Raw genomic sequence first — 21353 nt, 5'->3', positions numbered from 1 at the left:
GCGGGAATTTCCGCCTTTGCCGCCGTCCGTCAAGCCGGGGAAGAAACCGGTGGCGGGATCAAATTCAGGCTTCAGCGCGTGCCGGCCGGCACTTCCTCCGCGCGCCGCAATGCCGCGCCGCGCGCGTTCTTGAGCGCCTGCACCTGTTCTGCCAGCGCGCCCTTGAGCGCGACGCGCATGCTGTCGTAGCGGTTCTGCAGCTGGTACGGGTCCAGCCGCAGGTCGTAGAACTCGCCCTCGCCGCTGTTGTAGAGCACGAAGCTCTGGCGCTGGGCGGTGCGCAGCCCGCTGTAGGACAGGCGCGGGCCGTTGATCTCCGGCGGCTGGCTCTCCAGCAGCAGCGACTGGCGCCAGCGCGACGGCGGCCCGCCGCTGAACAGCGGCACCAGCGAGCGGCCGTCCACGAAGGTGGGCGTCGCCACGCCGGCGATGGCGGCGAAGGTGGGGGCGAAGTCCGCGTTGGCCGTGAGCTCGCGCACCACGCGCCCGGCCGGGATGCCGGGGCCGCGCATCACCAGCGGCGCCCGGATGGCCTCCTCGAAAGCACGGCGCTTGTCGTCCGGGATGCGGTGCTCGCCGTGGAAGAAGCCGTTGTCCGAGGTGAAGACGACGATGGTGTTGGCCAGCTGCCCGGTGCTGCGCAGCGTGGACACCAGCGCGGCCACCATGTCGTCCAGCGCCTGGGTGCACTGGCGGCGCTTGCGGTACATGACATCGATGGCGCGGATGGCGTCGGCATCCAGCCGCGGCAGCCGCTGCACCCAGACGGGCTTGTCGCTCACGTCGGCCTCGTTGAAGGAAGGCGGCCGCGGCGCCTTCACATCCGGGAACAGGCTCAGGTAGCGCGGCGGCGCGGTGAAGGGCTCGTGCGGCAGGAACGGCGCCACGTAGAGGAAAAACGGCCGCCCCGGCGGGTCGCTCGCCGCGTCGCGAAGGAAGGCCTGCGCGCGCTGCAGCATCACGTCGTTGAAATGGTCCTGGGGCCGGCTGCCGAAATGCACGGTGCGGCCGTCGTCGTTGACGTCGTAGTTGTACTGGCCATATTCATCACCGCCATTGGGCACGAACCAGGTATTCCAGCCCGGCGGCACATGCGTCTTTCCGGAGGCTTCGGATGGATAATCGTTGAGGTATTTGCCGACCAGCCCGGTGCGGTATCCGGACCGCTGCAGCCAAGTCGCGATGGTGGAAGATTCCAGTCCGTCCTGGAAGAACTTGTTGAAACCGCCGAATTTCCCGCCGTTGGCGACGATGTCGGTGTTGTGCCCGAACTGGCCGCGCAGCATGGTCGCGCGCGAAGGGCAGCACAGCGTCAGGCTGATGAAATGATTGGCGCATTCCATGCCGGGAGTTCCCACCAGGCGCTGCACTTGCGCCATGTGCTGGAACAAGCCGTAATCCATGTCATCGACGCAAATGAACAGGATGTTGCTGCGGGTCGCTTCCTGTGCCGTCAAACCCGCCGGCGTGGCCAGGCTGGCCGAGGCTGCCAAGGTGAGCCGGCGCCTGGAGATATTCACGGCTGCCGTGCTGTTCTTGCGTTCAGGTTTCATGTCCAGCTCCTGGGCCGGGATTTGCGCCCGGCATTCGGAAAAACGGGGAAGCGAAATTCCTACGCTTCCCCTCATGCGTCAAGCCAGATATGAAACCGCTTGTCTGCAGGCCCTGGGTCAGCCCGCGGCAACTTCCTCGGCCCGGCGCAGCGCGGCGCCACTGGCGTTTTCCAGCGTGCGCAGCTGCGTCACGAGCGCCGACTTGAGCTCGGCCGGCATGGTGCGGACGCGGTTGTCGAGCTGGTAGGGATCGGTGCGCAGGTCGTAGTACTCGTTGAAGCCGTAGTCCCAGCGCACGAAGGTCTTGCCGCTGCGCGTGCGCAGGCCGACGTAGGACTGGTAGATGCTGTTGACCTCCGGCGTCTGGCTCTCCAGCAGCAGCGACTGGCGCCAGCGTGCCGGCCCGGCGCCGCTGAACAGCGGCATCAGCGAGCGGCCGTCCACGAACGACGGGGGCGTCACGCCCGCCATGGCGGCGAAGGTGGGCGCCAGGTCCACGTTGCAGCTGAGCTGGCCCACCGTGCGCCCGGCCGGGATGCCGGGGCCGCACATCACCAGCGGCACGCGGATGCTTTCCTCATAGGCACGTCGCTTGTCGCCCGGGATGCGGTGCTCACCGTGGAAGTAGCCGTTGTCGGAACTGAACACGATGTAGGTGTTGTCCAGCTGGCCGGTGGCTTCCAGCGTGTTGACCAGGGATTCGACCGTGTCGTCGATGGCCTGCGCCGCCTGGCGCTGGCGCCGGTAGAAGCCGTGGACGCGCTTGATGGTGGCGTCGTCGAGCAGCGGCAGGCGCTGCAGCCAGCGCGGCTTGTCGCTCACATCGGCCTCGTTGAAGGACGGCGGGCGCGGCAGTTCCAGGTCGCGGAACAGGTTCAGGTAGCGCTCCGGGGACAGCGAGGGCCCATGCGGCAGGAAGGGCGCCAGGTACAGGAAGAAGGGCCGGCTGGGCGGGTCTCCCGCCGCGGCGCGCAGGAAGCGGTTGGCGCGCTGCGTCATTAGGTCGTGGAAATGGTCATCGTCCGCATGGCCGTAGGCCACGGTCAGGCCGTCGTCGTTGAGCGTGTAATTGAGCTGCCGGTAATAGTTGCCGCCGTTGGGGACCAGCCAGGTATCCCAGCCCTGGGGCACGTGATTCGGCCCCGATGCTTCCTTCGGGTAGTTGTTGAGGTATTTACCCATCAGCCCGGTCCGGTAACCCGCGCTGCGCAGCCACACGCCCACGGTGGAAGATTCAAGGCCGGTGAGAAAGAATTTTTCGAATCCTCCCGAAGGGCCTTCATTGTCGCGTACCCCATGGTTGTGCCCGAACTGGCCCCGCAGTATGGAGGCACGCGAGGCGCAGCAGATGGCCAGGCTGACGAAATTATTCTTGAATTCCATGCCCCGCTGGGTGATCAACCGCCTCACCTTGGGCATCTGCTGGAAGATCCCGTAATCCATGTCGTCCACGAGAATGAACAGGATATTGGGCCGCGGACCCGACGGTGCCGCCCATGCCGGCGCGGCCAGCCCTGCAGGCACGGCCTGTACCAGCCGCCGCCGCGACATATTCACTGCCTTCATGCACGCTCCTTCTCGATACCGAAATTGAGAGTCCAGTAGCGGCAGCTGAAGAAAATTCTTCAAGCCGCTGTGCCTGGTGGATATGGGATTGCGCCGGCCGCCAGTGTTGTGTGGGAGAGACAGATTGACGCGGTGCGCGAATTTGTTTTTCTCGCCGGCGGTTTAACACGCGTCCGGAACGATCGCTGGAAATTCCCTGAAAACTCCTGCTCCAAACGTGAACCGGCCTTGAAACCGCCGGAATTGGTACGTCGTTTGCCAAGGGGGCTCACTCATCGACTGGGAGGCCCATGTCCGACTCCATCCTGTCCCACGGCGTCAAGATCGCCGAGGAAGGCGAACCTTTTCCGCGCGGCGCCACCTTCACCGGCCAGGGCGTGAACTTCGCGCTGTTCTCCGCGCACGCCACCCGCGTGGAGGTGTGCGTCTACGACGAGAGCGGCGAGCACGAGATCGACCGCTGGGCGTTGCCCGAGTTCACCGACGAGGTGTGGCACGGTTTCGTCCCCGGGCTGCAGCCCGGCGCGCGCTACGGCTACCGGGTGCACGGACCTTACGCACCGCTGGAGGGCCACCGCTTCAACCCGAACAAGCTGCTGCTGGACCCCTATGCCAAGGCCGTGATGGGCCAGCTGCGGTGGGACCCGGCGCTGTTCGGCTACACGCTGGGGCATCCGGACGGCGACCTGAGCTTCGACGAGCGCGACAGCGCCCCCTTCATGCCCAAGAGCGTGGTGGTGGACTCGCACTTCAAGTGGACGCAGACGCTGAGCCGGCGCGTGCCCTGGGACCGCACCGTGCTCTACGAGCTGCACGCGCGCGGCTTCACCATGCGCCACCCGGACGTGCCCGAGCACCTGCGCGGCACCTTCGCCGGGCTGGCGCACGATGCGGTGCTGGACCGCATCCGTGACCTGGGCGTCACCAGCATCGAGCTGCTGCCCATCCACATGTTCATCAGCCAGCAGATGCTGGAGGACCAGGGGCTCGCCAACTACTGGGGCTACGACACGCTGGCCTTCTTCGCGCTGCACCCGGCATACCTGGCCGGGCCGTGGATCGACGAGTTCAAGTACCTCGTGGACCGCGTGCATGCGCGCGGCATGGAGGTGATCCTGGACGTGGTCTACAACCACACGCCCGAAGGCAACGAGCTGGGCCCCACGCTGTGCTTCAAGGGCATCGACAACGCCAGCTACTACCGGCTGATGCCCGATCAGCCGCGCTACTACATCAACGACACCGGCACCGGCAACACGCTCAACCTCAGCCACCCGCGCGTGCTGCAGATGGTCACGGACAGCCTGCGCTACTGGGCCACGGAGATGCACGTGGACGGCTTCCGCTTCGACCTGGCCACCATCCTCGGCCGCGAGCCATACGGCTTCGACGAAGGCGGCGGCTTCCTGGACAGCTGCCGCCAGGACCCGGTGCTCTCCAGCGTCAAGCTCATCGCCGAGCCCTGGGACTGCGGCCCCGGCGGCTACCAGGTGGGCGGCTTCCCGCCGGGGTGGGCCGAGTGGAACGACCGCTTCCGCGACACCGTGCGCGCCTTCTGGAAGGGCGACGAGGGCATGGCCGCGCCGCTGTCGCAATGCCTCACCGCCAGCGGCGACCGCTTCAACCGCCGCGGGCGCCGGCCCTGGTGCAGCGTCAACTTCATCACCGCCCACGACGGCTTCACGTTGGCCGACCTGGTCAGCTACAACGACAAGCACAACGAGGCCAACGGCGAGGACAACCGCGACGGCCACTCCGACAACCGCTCATGGAACTGCGGTGCCGAAGGGCCGACGGACGATGCCGAAGTCCTGACGCTGCGCGCGCGTCAGCAGCGCAACCTGCTCGCCACGCTGCTGTTGTCGCAGGGCACGCCGATGCTGCTGGCTGGCGATGAGCTCGGCCGCACGCAGCAGGGCAACAACAACGCCTACTGCCAGGACAACGACATCTCATGGATGCAGTGGTCCGCCATCGACGACGCAGGGCGCGCGCTGGAGGCCTTCACGCGGCGCCTGCTGGAGCTGCGCGGGCGCTACCCGGTGCTGCGGCGCAAGCGCTTTCTCACCGGTGACCTCGTGAGCGAGGAGGTGCGGGACGTGGTGTGGCTGTCCTGCGACGGCGCCGAGATGGACGCCGGGCGCTGGGACGATTCGAACACGCGCTGCCTGGGCATGCTGCTGGACGGGCGCGCGCCGTCCTCCGCCGTGCCGCGCCAGGCCGACGACGCCAGCGTGCTGCTGCTGTTCAACGCCTGGCACGAGCCGATCCATTTTTCGTTGCCCGCGCATCCGGACGAGGGCAGCCCGTGGCTGCGGCTGTTGGACACGGCCGAGCCCGATGCGCCGCCGATCGCGCTGGACGTCGGCGAGAGGCTGACGATGGCAGGGCGCTCGCTGGTGCTGCTGGCGAGCCGGGAGTGAAGCGCAGCCCGGCGGCGGGGCTCAGGCCCCCCGCGCCTCCAGCCTGAACACCGCCACCACCTGCGCCAGCCGCTCGGCCTGCTGGCGCAGGCTCTGCGCCGCGCCGGCGGACTGTTCCACCAGGGCGGAGTTCTGCTGCGTGCTCTCGTCGAGGTGCCGCACCGCGCTGTGCACCTGGCCGATGTCGTCGCTCTGCGTGCCGGCGGCGGTGCTGATCTCGCCGATGAGCTGCGCGACGCGGCGCACGCCGGAGACGATCTCGTCCATGGTCTGGCCGGCTTCGCCCACCAGGCGCGCGCCGTTGTCCACCTTCTCGACGCTGGTGCCGATGAGCGCCTTGATCTCGCGCGCCGCCTCGGCGCTGCGCTGCGCCAGCGAGCGGACCTCGCTGGCCACGACGGCGAAGCCGCGCCCGGCCTCGCCCGCGCGCGCGGCCTCTACGGCGGCATTGAGCGCCAGGATGTTGGTCTGGAAGGCGATGCCGTCGATGGTGCCGATGATGCTGGCGATGCGCTGCGAGCTGGCGTCGATCTCCTGCATGGTCGCCACCACCTGCGACACCACCGCGCCGCCGCGCGTGGCCACCTCGGCGGCCTCGCCGGCCAGGCGGCTGGCGGTGGAAGCGGACTGCGCGCTGTGCCCCACCGTGCTGCTGAGCTGCTCCATGGACGCGGCCGCCTGCTGCAGGCTGGCCGCGGTGCTGGCCGTGCGCTGCGAGAGGTCCGTGTTGCCGCTGGCCACCTCGGCGCTGGCGAGCTGGATGCTCGATGCGGCGTCGCGCACCTGGCCCACCAGGCGGTGCAGGTTGGCCTGCATGTCGCCCAGCGCTTCCAGCAGCCGCGCCGTCTCGTCGCGGCCCTGCACCGTGGGCGCGGTGCTGAGGTCGCCCTGGGCGATGCGCCGGGCCATGGCCACGGCCTCGTCCAGCGGGCTGCACACCGAGCGCAGCGTCAGCAGCATCAGCGGCAGGAAGATCGCCAGCACGCCGCCCACCAGGCCCAGGCGCAGCATGGAGGCCAGCTGCATGCCGGAGGAGAGCTGCTCATGCAGCCCGGCCTGGCTGGCCTGCTCGGCCTTGCGCAGTTCCTCGTTGACGGCCTGCAGTGCCTTGGCCGTGTCCTCGGCCTGCGAGGCGTAGGCCAGCGCCGCGGAGGCATCGAGCTGCGCCGCCTGGAGCTTGTCGGCGATGGGGGAAACGATGCCGGCGTACTCGGTGGCGAGCTGCTGCTGCTTCGCCACCAGGGCCGCGATGTCCGCCGCGCCGCCGCTGGCGGCCAGCAGCTCCTCGCCGCTCTTCTTCAGGGCCTGCAGCTGCTCCTTCCAGAGCCGGTGGTAGCTCTCGACCTCGGTGGGGTTGGAGACCGACTGGGCAATCATCGCCGCCTCGTAGCGGCGCAGCCCGGACAGCGCCTCGCGCAGCGAGCCCACGGCCTCGCTGGCGGTGGTGGCCTGGTTGAACAGGCTGGAGACGGTGGCGATGCCGCTGGCGGTGGAGATCAGGCCCCACACGCCCACCACCACCAGGGCGGCGGTGACGAGCGCGGTGACCAGTAGGAAACGGGTACGGATGGAGAGCTGGCGCAGGGTTGACATGGGTTTCGTCTTGGTCCGTCCGGTGCCGGTTCGCGGCAGCGGTTGAAGAGTTCCGGCCTCCGGGGCATGCGCCGGAAGCCGGGTCGCCGGCCAAGGAGTTGTGCTCGCTTTGGCCGGAAAGGGAGAGACCAAGCAATTGTCGTACACACTGTTGCTTACAGATTGCGTACGACAGCGATGCAACCGAGATCCATGTCACGCACCAGCCTTGCGCCTCGCGGAGCCGGCAAACACCAACACGGGGCATGGCGGGCCCGCGCCCGTGTTGGCGTGCCGGCGAGGCGAAGCCTGGCCGTCAGCGGCTGAAGCTGCCCGCCACGGCGAGGGCACCGGGCGCCGAGGAGGTGCCGGTGTAGACCGTGTAGCTGCCCGCCGGCGTGATCCACATGTTGTAGCTCTTGCTCCAGGCGCTCAGCGGGTGGCTGCTCGCGTTCGGGTCGATGGAGACCACCACGTCCTTGGACGCGCCCGGTGCCAGCTCGACCTTCTGGAAGCCGACCAGGCGCCTGGGCGGCTGCTCCACGCCCACCGAGCTGGCGCTGGCGGGCAGCGCCAGATAGACCTGCACCACCTCCGAGCCCGCGACGCTGCCGGTGTTCGTGACCTTGACCTTCACGTCATAGGCGCGCGTCGTGGGGTTGAGCGCCACGCTCGGCGCCGTGACGCCGAAGGTGGTGTAGGACAGGCCATGTCCGAAGGGGAAGGCGACGCAGGGGTTGCTGCCGTTGACCACCGCGCATTCGCCGCTCTTGTTGGCGTCGTACCAGCGGTAGCCGATGTGCAGGCCCTCGGTGTAGTTGACCGTCTGCGTGACGCCGTCGGCCGCCACGACACCGGGGAACTGCTCCAGCGTCGCGTGGTCCAGGAAGCTCTTGCCCAGGATGGGGAAGGTCACCGGCAGCTTGCCCGAGGGGTTCTTCACCCCGAACAGCAGGTCGGCCACGATGTTGCCGTCCTCCTGGCCCGGGAACCAGGCTTCCAGGATGGACGGGCCGGCCGTGCCGACCAGGGCCGGGTCCATCGACACGCCGGCGTTGTCCTTGAGCACCAGCGCCGTCTTCTGAACCATGGTGCGCGCCGTGGTCGAAGTGGCTGCCATGAGCGCCTTGACCATCGCCACCGTCTGGCTGTTCTTCACCGCGTTGGTCCCGGTCACCGTGGCATACGCGCTGGAGCTGGCGGTGGCGTACCAGTCCAGGCTGCTGCCGTCGGAGGGCTTCGCGCTGGAGGCCAGCGGCACGGTGTTGGACGACGTTGTGCTGCCGTCGGCCATGGTGGCGCGGTCCGCGCCTTCTTCGGAGATGGTGCCGGCCATCACGACCACGGCGTCGGCCGCTGCCGCGGCGGCCACGGCCTCGGCGAAGGACACCGCGCGGCCGTCGATGGTGGCGGTCGCGTTCGCGTCATCGACCAGGACGAGCTGCACCGTGGCCGCGGTGTTGCCCAGCGCCTTGAGCGTGTTCCGGATGCCGTCCACCGGTGTCACCGTGTAGTTCGGCACGACATCCGAGCTGCCGCCGCCGGCGCCCATGGGCTTGCCCAGCAGCGAGCCGCCGGCCACGGCCTGCTGCGCGTAGACCTGAGAGGCTTTGCCGACGAGCACGACCTTGCCCACCGTGGACGCGATGGGCAGCGCGCCGTTGTTCTGCAGCAGCACGGCCGACCGGGTGCCGATGTCGCGGGCCGCCTGGCCGTTCTTGGCGAAGTCGATCGCCGTCTGCACCAGCGGGCGGTCGAAGATGCCCATGCGGAACATCTGCGTGTAGCGGCGCTCCAGGGCCTTGTCGATCATGGCCGCCGTGATGGCGCCCGAGGCCATGGCGGAGGAGAGCTTGGCCGGCGCCCATTGCTGCGGGATCGGCATCTCGTGGTCCATGCCCGCCTGCATGGTGCCGATGGTGCTCTTCATGGCGAAGAAGTCCGACTGCACGTAGCCCGTGAAGCCCCAGTCGTTGCGCAGCACGTCGGTCAGCAGCTCCTTGTTCTCGCAGGACTGCACGCCGTTGACGTAGTTGTAGGCACACATGACGGAGCCCGGCTTGGCGTCCTTGACCGCCATCTCGAAGGGCAGCAGGTACAGCTCGCGCAGCACCTGGCGATCGACGGTCTCCTGGATCTTCTGGCGGTTGCTCTCTTGCTCGTTGGCGACGAAGTGCTTGGGCATGGCGATCAGGCCCTTGGCTTGCACGGCCTTGGTCTCGGCCACGCCCATCACGCCGGTGAGGTAGGGGTCCTCGCCGAAGTACTCGAAGTTGCGGCCCAGCACCGGGATGCGCGCCAGGTTCAGGCCCGGCGCCTCGAACACATGCAGCGCCAGGTTGTTCATCTCCGTGCCGATGACGTCGCCGTAGGCCGTCGCTACCGCCGGGTCGAAGGACGCGGCCGCCGAGATCGCGGACGGCAGGGCCGTCGCCTGCGCGGAGGACGGGTGCGTGTAGGCGATGGTGAAGCTGGCGCGGCCGGCCTTGACGTCCTCGGCCAGGCTGGCCGCCACGCAGTCGTTCTGGCCCACGCCGACGGGGCCGTTGGTGATGCGCAGCGTCGGGATGCTGAGCGCGGCGATGCCCGTCACGTGCCGGGCGCCGTAGCAGCCCGGCAGCTCGGGAATGAGCTCCGGCATGCTGCCCGTGAGCTGCTGCATCTTCTGTTCGATCGTCATGGCCGCCAGCAGCGCCTTGGCGCGCCGGTTGGCTACCGCTTCCCTGGTGGTGTCCGTGGTGGCCGCCTTCTGCTCGGCGACGATCTCCGCGCCCATCCAGGCGCTGGTGGCCTGCGCCGGCGGGGTGGGCGCGGGCGCGTCGTCGTCCGAGCCGCCGCAGCCGGCCAGGCCGAAGGCGAAGGCCGCGCTGATGGCGACGGCGAGCGCCGTCCTGCGGGCGATGAATCGAGCTTGCATCCTTGTCTCCTTGGTGTAATGGGGCCGCGGCGAGGCGGCCGGGGTGGTGCAAACCGGCGCGTGGGCTGCGCCGGGTTTCGAACCGGTAGGCGGGTACTTCAGCAGACGCCGGGGGGCAGCGTCCAATTCAAAATTCGTTGCTTCCGATACCTTGGCGGTAAGCAATCGGGGTTTGCGCTGAAGTCAGCGGAACATGTTGGGCAGCCACATGGAGAAGGCCGGCACGTAGGTCACGAGGGCCAGGCACACGCCCAGGGCATGCGGAATGTAGCCGTGCTCCAGGCCCACCACGTCGTCCACGTTGGGGTACTTGGGCAGCAGTTCCTCGCGGATGCGCTTGACCGCGTGGTCCAGCACGCCGGCCACGCACTGCACCGTCGTCGTGATCGCCAGCAGGTTGCGCGTGCCCACGGAGCCGTCCGGGTTGCGGAAGCCTTCGAAGGTGTAGCCCTCCAGCGGCGGCAGCTCGACCTGGCGCGTGGCCATGGGCAGGTCTTCGAGGCCGCGGGCCTCGGGCATCTGCAGCCGGCGCTCGTGCATCCAGCTGCCGGCGGGCAGGTCGTCGAGGGCGAAACCGATGGGCACGTCGTAGCGGCGCACGGCGTCGCCGGCCTTGAAGTCCACCAGCGCCACCTTGTGGCCCTGGGGCACGTGCTCGCGCAGCACCAGGCCGCCGGGCAGCTCGGTGCCGGCGGGCAGGCCGCCGTCGTTGGCGACGATGGCGACGTTGTCGTTCGCATGCATGCGGATGAGCAGCGGTGCGGAAGAGGCGGTCATGTGAAGGTCCTGCTTCAAATGGGGCGCGGCCGGAAGCCCTGTGGGGAAGAGCTTGCCGGCCGCGGGTTCAACGGGAAGGGGAGGGCGGGGCGGTGCGCGCCGGCGAGCGGCGCGACCGCGGGACCCTCATCGGAACATGTTGGGCAGCCACATGGAGAAGGCCGGCACGTAGGTCACGAGGGCCAGGCACACGCCCAGGGCGCCGTAGAAGGGCAGGATGGACTTCATCACCTGGCCCACGGAGATGCCGCCGATGGCGCAGCCCACGAACTGCGTCACGCCCACGGGCGGGGTGTTCAGGCCCAGCGCGCAGTTGATGAGCATGACGATGCCGAACTGCACCGGGTCCATGCCGTACTGCACGGCGATGGGCAGGAAGATCGGCGTGCACACCAGGATGGTGGCGGCCATGTCCAGGAAGGTGCCCAGGATGAACAGCATCACGTTGATCATCAGGAAGATGACCAGCGGGTTGCTGGAGATCGACTGCATGAGCTCGCCGGTCTTCTGGGGCACTTCATAGAGGGCCATGAAGTAGCCGAAGGCGCTGGAGATGCCGATGAGCAGCAGCACCACGCCGGTGGCCTTGCAGGCCTTGGCGCAGGCCTTGATGAAGTCCTTCCAAGACAGCGTCTTGTAGACCAGCACCGTGACCAGCAGGGCCCAGAACACGGCCGTGGCGGCGCTTTCGGTGGCGGTGAAGATGCCCGAGAGGATGCCCGCGAGGATGATCACCACGATCAGCAGGCCCGGCAGCGAGCCCAGGAAGGCGCGCAGCACTTCCGCCCAGCCGGGGAAGCCGCCGCGGATGGGATAGCCGCGCTTCCTGGCGACGTAGTAGGCCGCGGCCAGGTTGCAGAAGGTCAGCAGCAGCGCCGGGATGATGCCCGCCAGGATCAGGCTGAGCACGCTCACCGAGGCGATGCCGGTGGTGGCCAGCGTGAAGATGATGAGGTTGTGCGAGGTGGGCATGAGCACGCCCACCAGCGCCGCGTGGGTCGTGACGTTGACGGCGTAGTCGGCGTCGTAGCCCTCCTTCTTCATCAGCGGGATCATCACCGAGCCCATGGCCGAGACGTCGGCGAGCGCCGAGCCCGCCACGCCGCCGAAGAGCGTGCAGCCCACGACGTTGCTCATGCCCAGGCCGCCCCTCACGTGGCCCACGAGCGAGTTGGCGAAGCGCACGATGCGGTCGGCGATGCCGCCGTAGAGCATGAGCTCGCCGGCGAAGACGAAGAACGGGATGGCCAGGAAGGAGAACACCTGCATGCCGCCCACCATCTTCTGGAAGACGATCTCCACGGGCATGCCCGAGTACAGCACGGTGGCGATGGAGGCCAGGCCGATGGAGAAGGCCACGGGCACGCCCAGGATCAGCAGGGCGGAGAAGCTCAGGGTCAGGACGGTCAGTTCCATGCCGGCACCACTTCCTCACCGCGGATGAGCGCGATGATGTGTTCGATGGAGAAGAGAACGATCAGCACGCCGGCCACCACGAGCGCGAGGTAGTCCGCGCCCACGGGCACGCCCAGCATGGGCTTGATGTCGCTCCACTTGATGGTGGTCCACAGCCAGCCGCTCTTGGCCATGATGGCGCCGAAGAGCACGACGAAGCCGTGGATCAGGATCTCCAGGCGCAGCCGCCAGGCGTCGGGCAGCAGCGACACCAGCGACTCCAGCCCGATGTGGCCCGCGTCGCGCACGCCCACCGCCACGCCCAGTGCGGTGATGTAGAGCACGAGCTGCAGCGCCAGGGCCTCGGCCCAGGTGGGCGTGTCATTGAAGATGTAGCGACCGACGACCTGGAACTGCACGCACAGAATCAGGGCGATGAGCCCGACGACGGCCAGCATCAGGCTGGCCTTGGAGAGGAAGGCGCAGAAGCGCGAGTAGAGGTGGGTGGACGGCGGACGCGCGTGTTCGGCCTCGGCCATCAGCGGATTGCCCGTGGCGGCGTTGACGTTCTCGTTGTCCGCGACGGTGGCCGGCATAGCGGCGTGTGTCATGACGGGTCTCCAGAAAGGGCGGACCGCGCCAAGGCGGCGCGGCCCGCATCAAGGGGCACCGGCGAAACCGCTGGCGCCCTGGAGGAAAGGCTTACTTGGTGTCCTGCGCAGCCTTGACCAGGCGCTGCAGGTCGGGGGTGTTGGCGAACTTGGCGTACACCGGCGCCATGGCGGCCTTGAAGGAAGGCAGGTCCACGTCGGAGACGATCTGCGCGCCGCCCTTGGTCACGATCTCCAGCGACTTGGCTTCGGCTTCGGCCCACTTCTTGCGCTGGAAGTCCGCCGATTCCTTGGCCGCGGCGCGGAACAGGTCCTGGTCGGCCTTGGGCATCTTGTCGAACACCGCCTTGCTCATCACCAGCATCTCCGGCGCCATGGAGTGCATGGTCTTGGAGTACACCTTCACCGCCTCGTAGTGCTTGAAGCCCTCGTAGGACGGGATGTTGTTCTCGGCGGCGTCGATCAGGCCGGTCTTGAGCGCGGTGTAGACCTCGCCGGTGGGCATGGGCGTGGCGTTGGCGCCCATCGCGGAGGCCACGGCCACCCACAGGTCCGAAGGTTGCACGCGAATCTTCATGCCCTTGGCGTCGGCCAGGGTGCGCACGGGCTTCTTGGCGTAGATGCTGCGCGCGCCGCTGTCGTAGAAGGCCAGGCCCACCAGGCCCTCGTGCTCGCAGCCCTTGAGGATCTCCTCGCCCACCGGGCCGTCCAGCACCTTGTGCATGTGCTCGACGCTGTTGAACAGGAAGGGCAGCGTGGGCACCAGCGACTTCGGGCACATGGAGTTCAGCGACGAGATGTTGACGCGGTTCATCTCCAGCGCGCCGATCTTGACCTGGTCCAGCGTCTCCTTCTCCGTGCCCAGGGCACTCTTGTTGAAGACCTTGATCTTGTACTTGCCGCCGCTCTTCTGCTGCAGCACTTCGCTCATGTGCTTCACGGCGGCGACGGTGGGGTAGTCGTCGCTGTTGTGCACGTCGGCGGAACGGAATTCGACGGCCTGTGCGCCAAAGGCGGCCAGCGCGGCGGCCACGGCGAGGGTCAGTTGCTTGAACATGGTGCGTGTCTCCATGGGTGTGGTTGTGGAGGTCAGGTCTGGAATCAGCCGGCGAAGGGCATTTCGGGCAGCCCGCGCGGCCCCGGCTGGGCCACGAGCACCGCGCCGTCGAGCGCGGCATCGAAGCCCGCGGCGGGCTGCGCGGGCGGGATGGAAGTGATGAAGAGGTGGCGCAGCGCCGGGCCGCCGAAGCTGCACATGGCCGGCTTGCTCAGGGGCAGGCGCAGCGAGCGCTCCAGGCGGCCGTCGGGCCCGAAGCGGTGCACCTGGCCGGCGTCGTTGCCGCAGATCCAGTAGGCGCCGTCCTCGTCCACCGCGGCGCCGTCGGGGCGGCCCGGGTACTGGTTCATGTCGATGAACTCGCGCCGGTTGGAGAGGTTGCCCTGGGCATCGAGGTCGAAGGCCCACACGCGCTGCACCTTGGGGTGCGAGTCCGACAGGTACAGCGTGCGCCCGTCCGGGCTGAAGCCCAGGCCGTTGCCCGTGATCAGCCCGTCGAGCATCGGCACCAGGCCGCGCGCGTCGTAGCGGTAGAGCACGCCGGCGGGCTGCGCCAGCGACATGTCCATCACCATGGAGCTGAGCCAGAAGCGGCCCTGGCGGTCGCAGCGTCCGTCGTTGAAGCGCATGCCCGGCTGGGCGAACTGCACGCCCTGCAGCAGCTCCACGCGGATGTCGTCGCCGGCGCCCGGCTGCAGCCGGAACACGCCCGTCTCCATGCCCGCGATCAGCCCGCCCCCGGCGTGCAGCGCGATGCAGCCCACGCGCTCGGCCAGCGCCCAGTGGCGCTCCTGGCGCGTGGCCCAGTCGAAGCGGTGCAGCGCCCGCCCCTCGATGTCCACCCAGTACAGCGCCTGCTCCGCGACGCTCCACACCGGGCTCTCGCCCACGCGGTTGCGCACGGGGCACAGCGCCTCCACGGCCGCCAGGGCCTGGTCCTGCTCGTTCATGGCTGGAGGGTCCTCAGGCGTTGTTGTCGAAGGGGCCGGTGCGCACGAAGGCGCCGCCCTGGTAGATCACGGCCGGGTCGTTGAGGTCCAGCTTGGGCTGCTTGGCCTCCAGCGCGGCGCGCCAGGGCTCGGAGCTGTCCTGCGGGCGGTAGCCGACGTGCGCGGCGCCGCTGTTGTCGTACCAGCGGGTCTTGTTGTCGGAGATGCCGTAGATGACGCTGTAGCCCAGCACCGGCGTGGTCAGCACGGCCATCACCAGGCGCTCCAGGTCGTCGTAGCTCATCCAGCTGGCCAGCATGCGGCGGTCGCGCGGCTCGGGGAAGGAGGAGCCGATGCGCACGCAGGCGGTCTCGATGCCGAAGCGGTCGTGGTACAGCCGCGCCACGTCCTCGCCGAAGGCCTTGGACAGGCCGTAGAGGCCGTCCGGGCGCGCGGGGGCGTCGGTGCCGATGACCTCGCTCTGCTTGTAGAAGCCGCAGACGTGGTTGGAGCTGGCGAAGAGCACGCGCTTGACGCCGTTGATGCGCGCGGCCTCGTACAGGTTGTAGGTGCCCACGATGTTGGCTTCGAGGATCGGCTGCCAGGGCTGCTCGGTGGAGACGCCGCCCAGGTGGATGACGGCGTCCACGTCCTTGAGCAGCGCCTGCATGGCGGCCTTGTCCTGCAGCGGCGCGGACATCAGCTCCTCGCCCTCGGCGGCCTCGCCCAGCGGTGCCACGTCCGACAGCCGCAGCACGTCGCAGTAGCGCTTGAGGCGCTGGCGCAGCTCGCGCCCCAGGCCGCCGGCGGCGCCGGTCAGCAGCAGTCGATGGAAGCGCAGGGAGGTGACAGGCTCAGTCAGCATGGTGTTCGAAACTCCGGGGTGTCACGACAGGTTTGAGTGGGAAACCACGCTTGTCGTCTGTCGTCTGTTGTCGTACAACTATTTGAATTTTTCGCGCCTTGACTGTCAAGGCGCAACTGTTAGGGGTTTCACTAGTCATGAACACCGTGTTGACCGCGCGCAAGAGGCCGCGCTCCCTGGCGCAGGAGCTGGTCGAGGCGCTGACCGAGCGCATCCGCGAGGGCGCCCTGGCGCCAAGCCACAAGCTGCCCACCGAGGCGGCGGTGATGGCCGAGTTCGGCGTCAGCCGCACCGTGGTGCGGGAGGCGATTTCCAAGCTGCAGGCCGCGGGGCTGGTGGAGACGCGCCACGGCGTGGGCACCTTCGTGGTGGGGCCGGGCGAGGCCTCGTTCCGCATCACGCCGGAGCAGCTGGAGACGCTGCGCGACGTGATCGCGGTGCTGGAGCTGCGCATCGGGCTGGAGACCGAGGCCGCGGCGCTGGCGGCGGTGCGCCGCACCGAGGACAACCTGCGCGAGATGCGCAGCGCGCTGGACGCCTTCGCCGCGGCGGTGGCCGAAGGGCGCGACGCGGTGGGGCCGGACTTCGGCTTCCACCTGGAGATCGCCCGCGCCACGCAGAACGGCCACTTCCCCGAGCTGCTGAGCTCGCTGGGCGCCAAGATCATCCCGCGCGCGCGGCTGGGCAACGAGACCAGCGCGGAGCTGCAGGCCTACCTGCTGCGCACCAACGGCGAGCACGAGAGCATCTACGACGCGATCCTGCGCCAGGACCCGGAGGCCGCACGCGCGGCCATGCGCACGCACCTGGCCAACAGCCGCGAGCGCCGCCGCCGCGCCGCCGGCGAGACAAGCTGACGCCGTTGCCGGCCTGTGCGGGCCGGCAGGGCGCATGTGCTCCAGGGCGGACATCGGCTTCTCCTGCATTCGCGCCGGGCAAGGGTCATGCCGCGGCGGCGCGAATTGTCATGCAGGTTCAAAAGTTGTCAAGCAACTTCAGCCGGCACCTGAGGGTATCGGGGTCTTGGGCCGGGCGTGCCGGCGCGAGCGGGTTCAGATCAGCCGGGTCTTCTCGAAGATGCGCCGCTTGGCGTTGAGCACGTGCACGCGCACGGCCTCGGCGGCGTCGTGCGGGGCGCGGCGCGCGATGGCGTCCACGATGGCCTGGTGCTCGGCCTGCACGGTGCGCACGCGCTCGGGGCTCTTCTTGTCCGTCACGCTGTTGGCCAGCTCCATGAACTGGCGCACCGGCGCCACCGTGGTCTCGATGGTGGTAAGGAAGAAGGGGTTGTGGGCGGCGCGGGCAATGGCGAAGTGGAAGCGCAGGTCCTGCTCGATGCCGGGCTGGCCGCCCTGCATGGCCTCGTTGAGCGTGTCCAGGCTACTGCGGATGGCTTCCAGGTCGGCGGCGTCGCGGTACTCGGCGGCGGCGGCGGCGGCGCCGGCCTCCACACAGCTGCGGAAGGCGTAGTAGCGCTCGATGTCGGCCAGGCTGCTGATGGGCGGGGTGCTGGGCGCGGGCGAGCCGCCGCCGGGGGCGACCACGTGGCTGCCCGAGCCGCGGCGGGTCTCGATCACGCCGTCCGAGCGCAGCCGCGACAGCGCCTCGCGCACCGTCGGGCGCGAGACGCCGAAGCGCGTGGCGAGCTCGCCTTCGGTGGGCAGCTTGCCGCCGGCGCCGAAGTCGCCACGCAGGATGCCTTCCACCACGCGGGCATAGATGCGTTCCGGCAGCGTCCCGCTGCCGTCCTTCTGCAGGCGCAGTTCGGTCATGGCTGTCTGGCATCCGGCCGCCCCCGCGGGCCGCCGGACCTCCGATTGAGTGATTGAACGTCAGGGATTCTGACAAATCCGGCCTGCTTGTTTGCTTTTTTTCAGGGAAAAGCCCGGGTTGTTTCAGCAATCGATGCTCAGGCTGTCAAACAAGCAGGGTGATCTGGGTGGCCGGCGTGCGGGTGCGGACCCCTGCCACCGCACTGTGCCGCGCGGGCTGGGCGGGACGCGGCGGCGCCGGCGCCGGGTGCCCTGGAAGGTTGACGGCAATGCCGGGGACGGGGCAGGGTGCGCATCCGGGCCGTGCCCGATCGGGCCCGACACTGCTGCTGCGGCAGCCGCCCGCGCCCCTCTTTCACCGCCTTGCAAGGGACCGCACCATGTTCAAGAAGCTGGCTTCCGAGGCCCTGGGCCTCAGCGACATCGGCACCATCGTCCAGCCCCGGGACTTCGGCAGCGTGGACGCCGACGACTACCTGTTCCACGAGGACGGCGAGCGCATCTTCTTCCTCATCAAGTCGAGGAAGGACGAGTACTGCTTCACCAACTTCGCGCTGATCCACGTGGACGGCGAGTCGGCCGTGTCGTCCAAGCGCTCCATCAAGCGCTACGAGTACGCCAGCCATGCCATCACCGGCGTGACGCTGGAGACGGCGGGCACGCTGGACATGGACCTGGAGCTGAAGTTCGCCATCGGCGCCATGCCCTTCAGCATCGACGTGAGGAAGAGCTTCGTCGAGCCGGTGAAGGACATCTACAAGGCGCTGATCAGCATCGGGCGGCTGCAGCACCACGACGAGGTCTGCCGCGGCCACGCGCTGCACGCGCTCAATGCCACGGCGACGGCCTACAAGCTGGGCAGCACGGGCGCGGGCGAGAGCCTGGCCGGGCAGTTCACCGAGCTGCTGCGCAGCCTCAACCACGCGGTGCTGCAGGACCACACGCGGCGGGACTTCAGCGCGGTGTTCGAGAAGTACATCCACGCGTGAGCGGGACGCAAAAAAAGCCGCCGCGGAGCCTGGGGGGCCCCGCGGCGACCGGACGGCCTGTGGTTCGCCCTCAGGGCTCTTGAGCCGCCGTCAAACCGTCAAGCCGCCTTCACCGGCGCCACGTACGCCACCAGCTTCCCGAGGTTGCTGATGAAGCCGGTGGTCGAGATGCCCAGCGCCTTGGGCTGCGGCGTGTAGCTGCCGTCCAGCGGCGGGTCCATGGGGTCGTAGGGCGAGGTGTCGCTGCGGTCGCCGACGTGCTTGCTGCGGTAGGCGGTGCCGGTGTAGGGCGCGGCCGTGCCGGGACCGGTGTAGGGGTTGGTCGTGGCCGACAGCGGCACCAGCCAGTAGTTCTTCGTCCCCAGGTCCGTCACCACCGCCTGCGCCGCGGCTTCGTCCACCGTGGGGCTGGCCATCACCGCGCCCGCGTAGAGGTCCGCGAAGTCCACCTCGCGCAGCGAGTAGTAGCGCGGCAGCGCGCGCGGCGCGGTGGCGTTCAGCGGCGAGGCCGCCACCATCGCGGCCACTTGCGCGTCCGTCATCGCCATCAGCTCGGTGTAGGTCTTGCGCAGCCCCGCGATGTCGATGGCGCGCCCGGCCGAGTAGTGGCTGGGCGTGTCGTGCCAGTCGTAGTCCACGTAGTAGGCGCCGTTGTGGATGTTCGATCCGTAGCGGTGCACGAACAGCGGGAGGTTGGTGCCCAGCTCGACGAAGGTGGGGTGCGAGCGGGTGGCGATCAGCGGGTTCTCCGCCTTCATCTGCGCCGTCAGCGGCACGCTCTCCAGCCAGGCGATGGCTGCCGGCACGCCGTCGAGGTACGTGCGGTCGCCGGTGAGGCGGAAGTAGTTGAAGAGCTGCTGGACGTTGGTCTGCGTGGTGTGCGTGGCCAGCGAGCGCGGCTCGTAGCTGCGCGCGCCGGCGGGCTCGCCGGCGCGGCGGCCGGCCTGGTCCACCGCCAGGTGCTGCAGGCCCCAGCCGGCCTGGATGCCGTTGAAGTACTGCATCCGCTTGAGGCACTGCATGGCGCGGTGCACCCTGGAGACCAGCTCGGCATGGGTGATGTCGGCCTCCAGGTCGGCCGGGCCCAGGCTGACGACGCACATCAGCAGGAACTTGATGTTCTCGCCCGCCACGTCGTCGTTGAAGGTGACGTGGCGCGTGTAGTCGCCGTCCTCCATGCCCTGGCGCACGCCGGGCGTGGCCGGGATCTGCTGCGGGTTCGGCGCGGGCATCTCCGAGACGCCGTTTGCCGCCGGGAAGCGCTGGGGCCAGCCGCCGTCGGCCACGCCGCCCGAGAACTGCGCCGCGAGCACGAAGCGGATCGCGTTGTTCAGCGGGGCCTTGAAGAACGGGTCGCGCTTCTCCAGGTAGGTGCGCAGCAGCACCTGCGAGGCCACGGCCGTGCCGGCGTCGTCGAAGGTGGCGTTGCCGTAGTAGTGCTGGAACTCCTCCAGCCGCCAGCCGTTGGCGCCGATGGTCTCGTACCACTGCTTGAGCGATTCCTCGCCCGCGAAGTCGAAGATGTAGTTCCAGCCGCCGGCCGGGTGCTGCGCCTTCACCAGCGCCCGCGCCGTGCGGTCCGCCGCCGCGTAGATGCCCTCGTCGGCGCTGGCGTGGTAGGCGTCGAGCAGGGCATGGCCCACGGAAGGCGTGCCCGGCGGCTGGATCCAGCACATCGTGCGCTTGGCTTCCATCTCGCCCCAGGTGCGCGAGAAGTCGGGCAGGTAGTCCCAGACGTAGCCACCCTCGTAGGACACGGTGCCGTTCATGTAGGCCACGGCGCGCTTCATCGCGTCCAGCGCGTTCTCGCGCGTGGTCGGCGGCACGGGATCGTCACTGCCGCCGCCGCAGGCCGCCAGGACCACGGGGGCGAAACCGGACATCACAAAGGTTCTGCGCTTCATCGTCTCTTTGCTGTGGAGTGGTGGGACCGGCCGCCGGGAGGAGAGGAGGAGGAGGGCGCAAGCAGCGCCAGGGCGGCCAGACAAACCCGTCCAAGGTGAACGAGTTGTAGGACATCGTATGAAGCTGACAGCTTTTTGAAAGCTAAGGAAAGCCCCAATAGGTCGCAATCGAACTTTTTAAGTAGTCAAAAGCTCCAACTTCCTTCTTATCCATGCTTGAAACAAAGCAAAACAAGTGAGCTGTTGACGGACAACTGATGGTGAGGCAAAGGTGGTCCAGACCGCGGCTTTCGAGGGCCGGTGCACGAGGCGCTGTCCACCCACCGACACCGGCAAGGCCGTCCCGGCGGCCGGGGCATGCCGGCCGCGGCGGCGCGGGCCGCACCACACTGCGCGCCCCGGGACGGTTCCCGATCCCTTGTGCGGAGGTGATCCATGCGCCTGTTTCCCCTTGGCCAGCTCGCGGCGTTGCCGGCGCTCCTCCTTGGCGGCTGCGCCGTGCTGCAAGGTCCAGCATCGGCGCCCGAGGTGCCGCAGAAGCTCCGGCCCTCGGCGGACGAGCGGCTGGCGCTCGTGGTGCCGGCGCGCGGCGTGCAGGTCTACGAGTGCCGCCTCAAGGCCGATGCCGCGGGCTACGAGTGGGCCCTGGTGGCGCCCGAGGCCGAACTGTTCGACACGCGCGGCCAGCGCATCGGCCGCCATTACGTGGGCCCGCACTGGGAGGCCGACGACGGCAGCCGCATCGTCGGCACGGTGCAGGAGCGGGTGGAGGCACCCGCCGCCGGCGCCATCCCCTGGCTGCTGCTGCGCGCCCGTTCCGTCGGCAAGGAAGGGCTCTTCAGCCGCGTCAGCAGCGTGCAGCGCATCCACACCGTGGGCGGCGTCGCGCCCGGCAGCGGCTGCAGCGCGGCACGGGCCGGCGCATCGGCGCGCGTGCCCTACACGGCCGACTATGTCCTCTTCAGCCCGCGCTGAGGCCCTCGGCGGCGCCGAGTGCCCCGGCTCGCACCATCTAGGTGTTCT

The 21353-nt window shown here is 68.8% G+C and carries 15 protein-coding genes and 1 pseudogene; 4 read left to right on the top strand and 12 right to left on the bottom strand.

The window, feature by feature from the left end; genetic code table 11:
* Positions 1 to 71 precede the first annotated feature (71 nt).
* Both H537_RS41755 and H537_RS0107680 read right to left on the bottom strand, forming a co-directional pair.
* Positions 72 to 1553: a sulfatase family protein gene (locus H537_RS41755; RefSeq protein WP_051242125.1), complete on the bottom strand. Its 1482-nt coding sequence runs from the start codon at positions 1551 to 1553 to the stop codon at positions 72 to 74.
* Between the two features lie 117 nt (positions 1554 to 1670).
* Positions 1671 to 3119 carry a sulfatase family protein gene (locus H537_RS0107680; RefSeq protein ID WP_028997435.1) on the bottom strand — a complete coding sequence of 483 codons (1449 nt, stop codon included), beginning with the start codon at positions 3117 to 3119 and terminating at the stop codon, positions 1671 to 1673.
* A gap of 290 nt (positions 3120 to 3409) precedes the next feature.
* On the opposite strand from H537_RS0107680, the gene glgX reads away from it, so the two are divergent.
* Positions 3410 to 5542: a glycogen debranching protein GlgX gene (gene glgX / locus H537_RS41750; RefSeq protein ID WP_043458397.1), complete on the top strand. Its 2133-nt coding sequence runs from the start codon at positions 3410 to 3412 to the stop codon at positions 5540 to 5542.
* 21 nt (positions 5543 to 5563) lie between these two features.
* Here the strand turns inward: glgX and H537_RS41745 are convergent, their stop codons facing one another.
* From H537_RS41745 to H537_RS0107635, 8 genes and pseudogenes are all read right to left on the bottom strand, one after another.
* A complete protein-coding gene (locus H537_RS41745) occupies positions 5564 to 7135 on the bottom strand; it encodes a methyl-accepting chemotaxis protein (protein WP_051242123.1) in 1572 nt (523 codons plus the stop codon).
* Between the two features lie 295 nt (positions 7136 to 7430).
* On the bottom strand, positions 7431 to 10031 hold the full coding sequence (locus tag H537_RS0107665) for a beta-glucosidase family protein (protein WP_028997434.1): 2601 nt from the start codon (positions 10029 to 10031) through the stop codon (positions 7431 to 7433).
* Between the two features lie 267 nt (positions 10032 to 10298).
* A pseudogene (locus H537_RS0107660) lies at positions 10299 to 10808 on the bottom strand (UxaA family hydrolase); the annotation flags it as partial.
* A 126-nt stretch (positions 10809 to 10934) separates the two neighbouring features.
* Positions 10935 to 12224 carry a TRAP transporter large permease gene (locus H537_RS0107655; protein WP_028997432.1) on the bottom strand — a complete coding sequence of 430 codons (1290 nt, stop codon included), beginning with the start codon at positions 12222 to 12224 and terminating at the stop codon, positions 10935 to 10937.
* Positions 12215 to 12742 (bottom strand): TRAP transporter small permease, encoded by a 528-nt coding sequence (locus tag H537_RS0107650; RefSeq protein WP_043458395.1) that lies wholly within the window; start codon positions 12740 to 12742, stop codon positions 12215 to 12217. The genes H537_RS0107655 and H537_RS0107650 overlap by 10 nt, the downstream gene beginning before the upstream one ends.
* A 163-nt stretch (positions 12743 to 12905) precedes the next feature.
* Positions 12906 to 13871: a TRAP transporter substrate-binding protein gene (locus tag H537_RS0107645; protein ID WP_211234977.1), complete on the bottom strand. Its 966-nt coding sequence runs from the start codon at positions 13869 to 13871 to the stop codon at positions 12906 to 12908.
* A 44-nt stretch (positions 13872 to 13915) separates the two neighbouring features.
* The gene (locus H537_RS0107640; RefSeq protein ID WP_051242121.1) at positions 13916 to 14821 is read right to left on the bottom strand and encodes an SMP-30/gluconolactonase/LRE family protein; all 906 of its coding nucleotides are present in this window, start codon (positions 14819 to 14821) and stop codon (positions 13916 to 13918) included.
* 13 nt (positions 14822 to 14834) lie between these two features.
* A complete protein-coding gene (locus H537_RS0107635) occupies positions 14835 to 15665 on the bottom strand; it encodes an NAD-dependent epimerase/dehydratase family protein (protein WP_028997428.1) in 831 nt (276 codons plus the stop codon).
* A 137-nt stretch (positions 15666 to 15802) separates the two neighbouring features.
* Here H537_RS0107635 and H537_RS0107630 point away from each other — a divergent pair, with 137 nt between their 5' ends.
* Positions 15803 to 16522 carry a FadR/GntR family transcriptional regulator gene (locus H537_RS0107630; RefSeq protein ID WP_028997427.1) on the top strand — a complete coding sequence of 240 codons (720 nt, stop codon included), beginning with the start codon at positions 15803 to 15805 and terminating at the stop codon, positions 16520 to 16522.
* A 195-nt stretch (positions 16523 to 16717) separates the two neighbouring features.
* On the opposite strand, the gene H537_RS0107625 is transcribed toward H537_RS0107630, so the two are convergent.
* A complete protein-coding gene (locus H537_RS0107625; protein ID WP_051242119.1) occupies positions 16718 to 17437 on the bottom strand; it encodes a FadR/GntR family transcriptional regulator in 720 nt (239 codons plus the stop codon).
* A 380-nt stretch (positions 17438 to 17817) separates the two neighbouring features.
* On the opposite strand from H537_RS0107625, the gene H537_RS0107620 reads away from it, so the two are divergent.
* Positions 17818 to 18426: a PH domain-containing protein gene (locus H537_RS0107620; protein ID WP_028997425.1), complete on the top strand. Its 609-nt coding sequence runs from the start codon at positions 17818 to 17820 to the stop codon at positions 18424 to 18426.
* A gap of 98 nt (positions 18427 to 18524) precedes the next feature.
* Here the strand turns inward: H537_RS0107620 and H537_RS0107615 are convergent, their stop codons facing one another.
* Entirely contained in the window at positions 18525 to 20330 is a 1806-nt protein-coding gene (locus H537_RS0107615) for a pectate lyase (RefSeq protein ID WP_028997424.1), read from the bottom strand.
* Positions 20331 to 20765: 435 nt separating this feature from the next.
* Here H537_RS0107615 and H537_RS0107610 point away from each other — a divergent pair, with 435 nt between their 5' ends.
* Complete coding sequence (locus H537_RS0107610; protein WP_028997423.1) at positions 20766 to 21305, top strand: DUF3455 domain-containing protein; 540 nt, start codon at positions 20766 to 20768, stop codon at positions 21303 to 21305.
* The last annotated feature ends 48 nt before the right edge of the window (positions 21306 to 21353 follow it).

The organism is Azohydromonas australica DSM 1124, assembly GCF_000430725.1.
Taxonomy (GTDB): domain Bacteria; phylum Pseudomonadota; class Gammaproteobacteria; order Burkholderiales; family Burkholderiaceae_C; genus Azohydromonas; species Azohydromonas australica.
The sequence above is the reverse complement of the archived record's forward strand: the minus strand, read 5'-3'. Positions and strand labels throughout refer to the sequence as shown.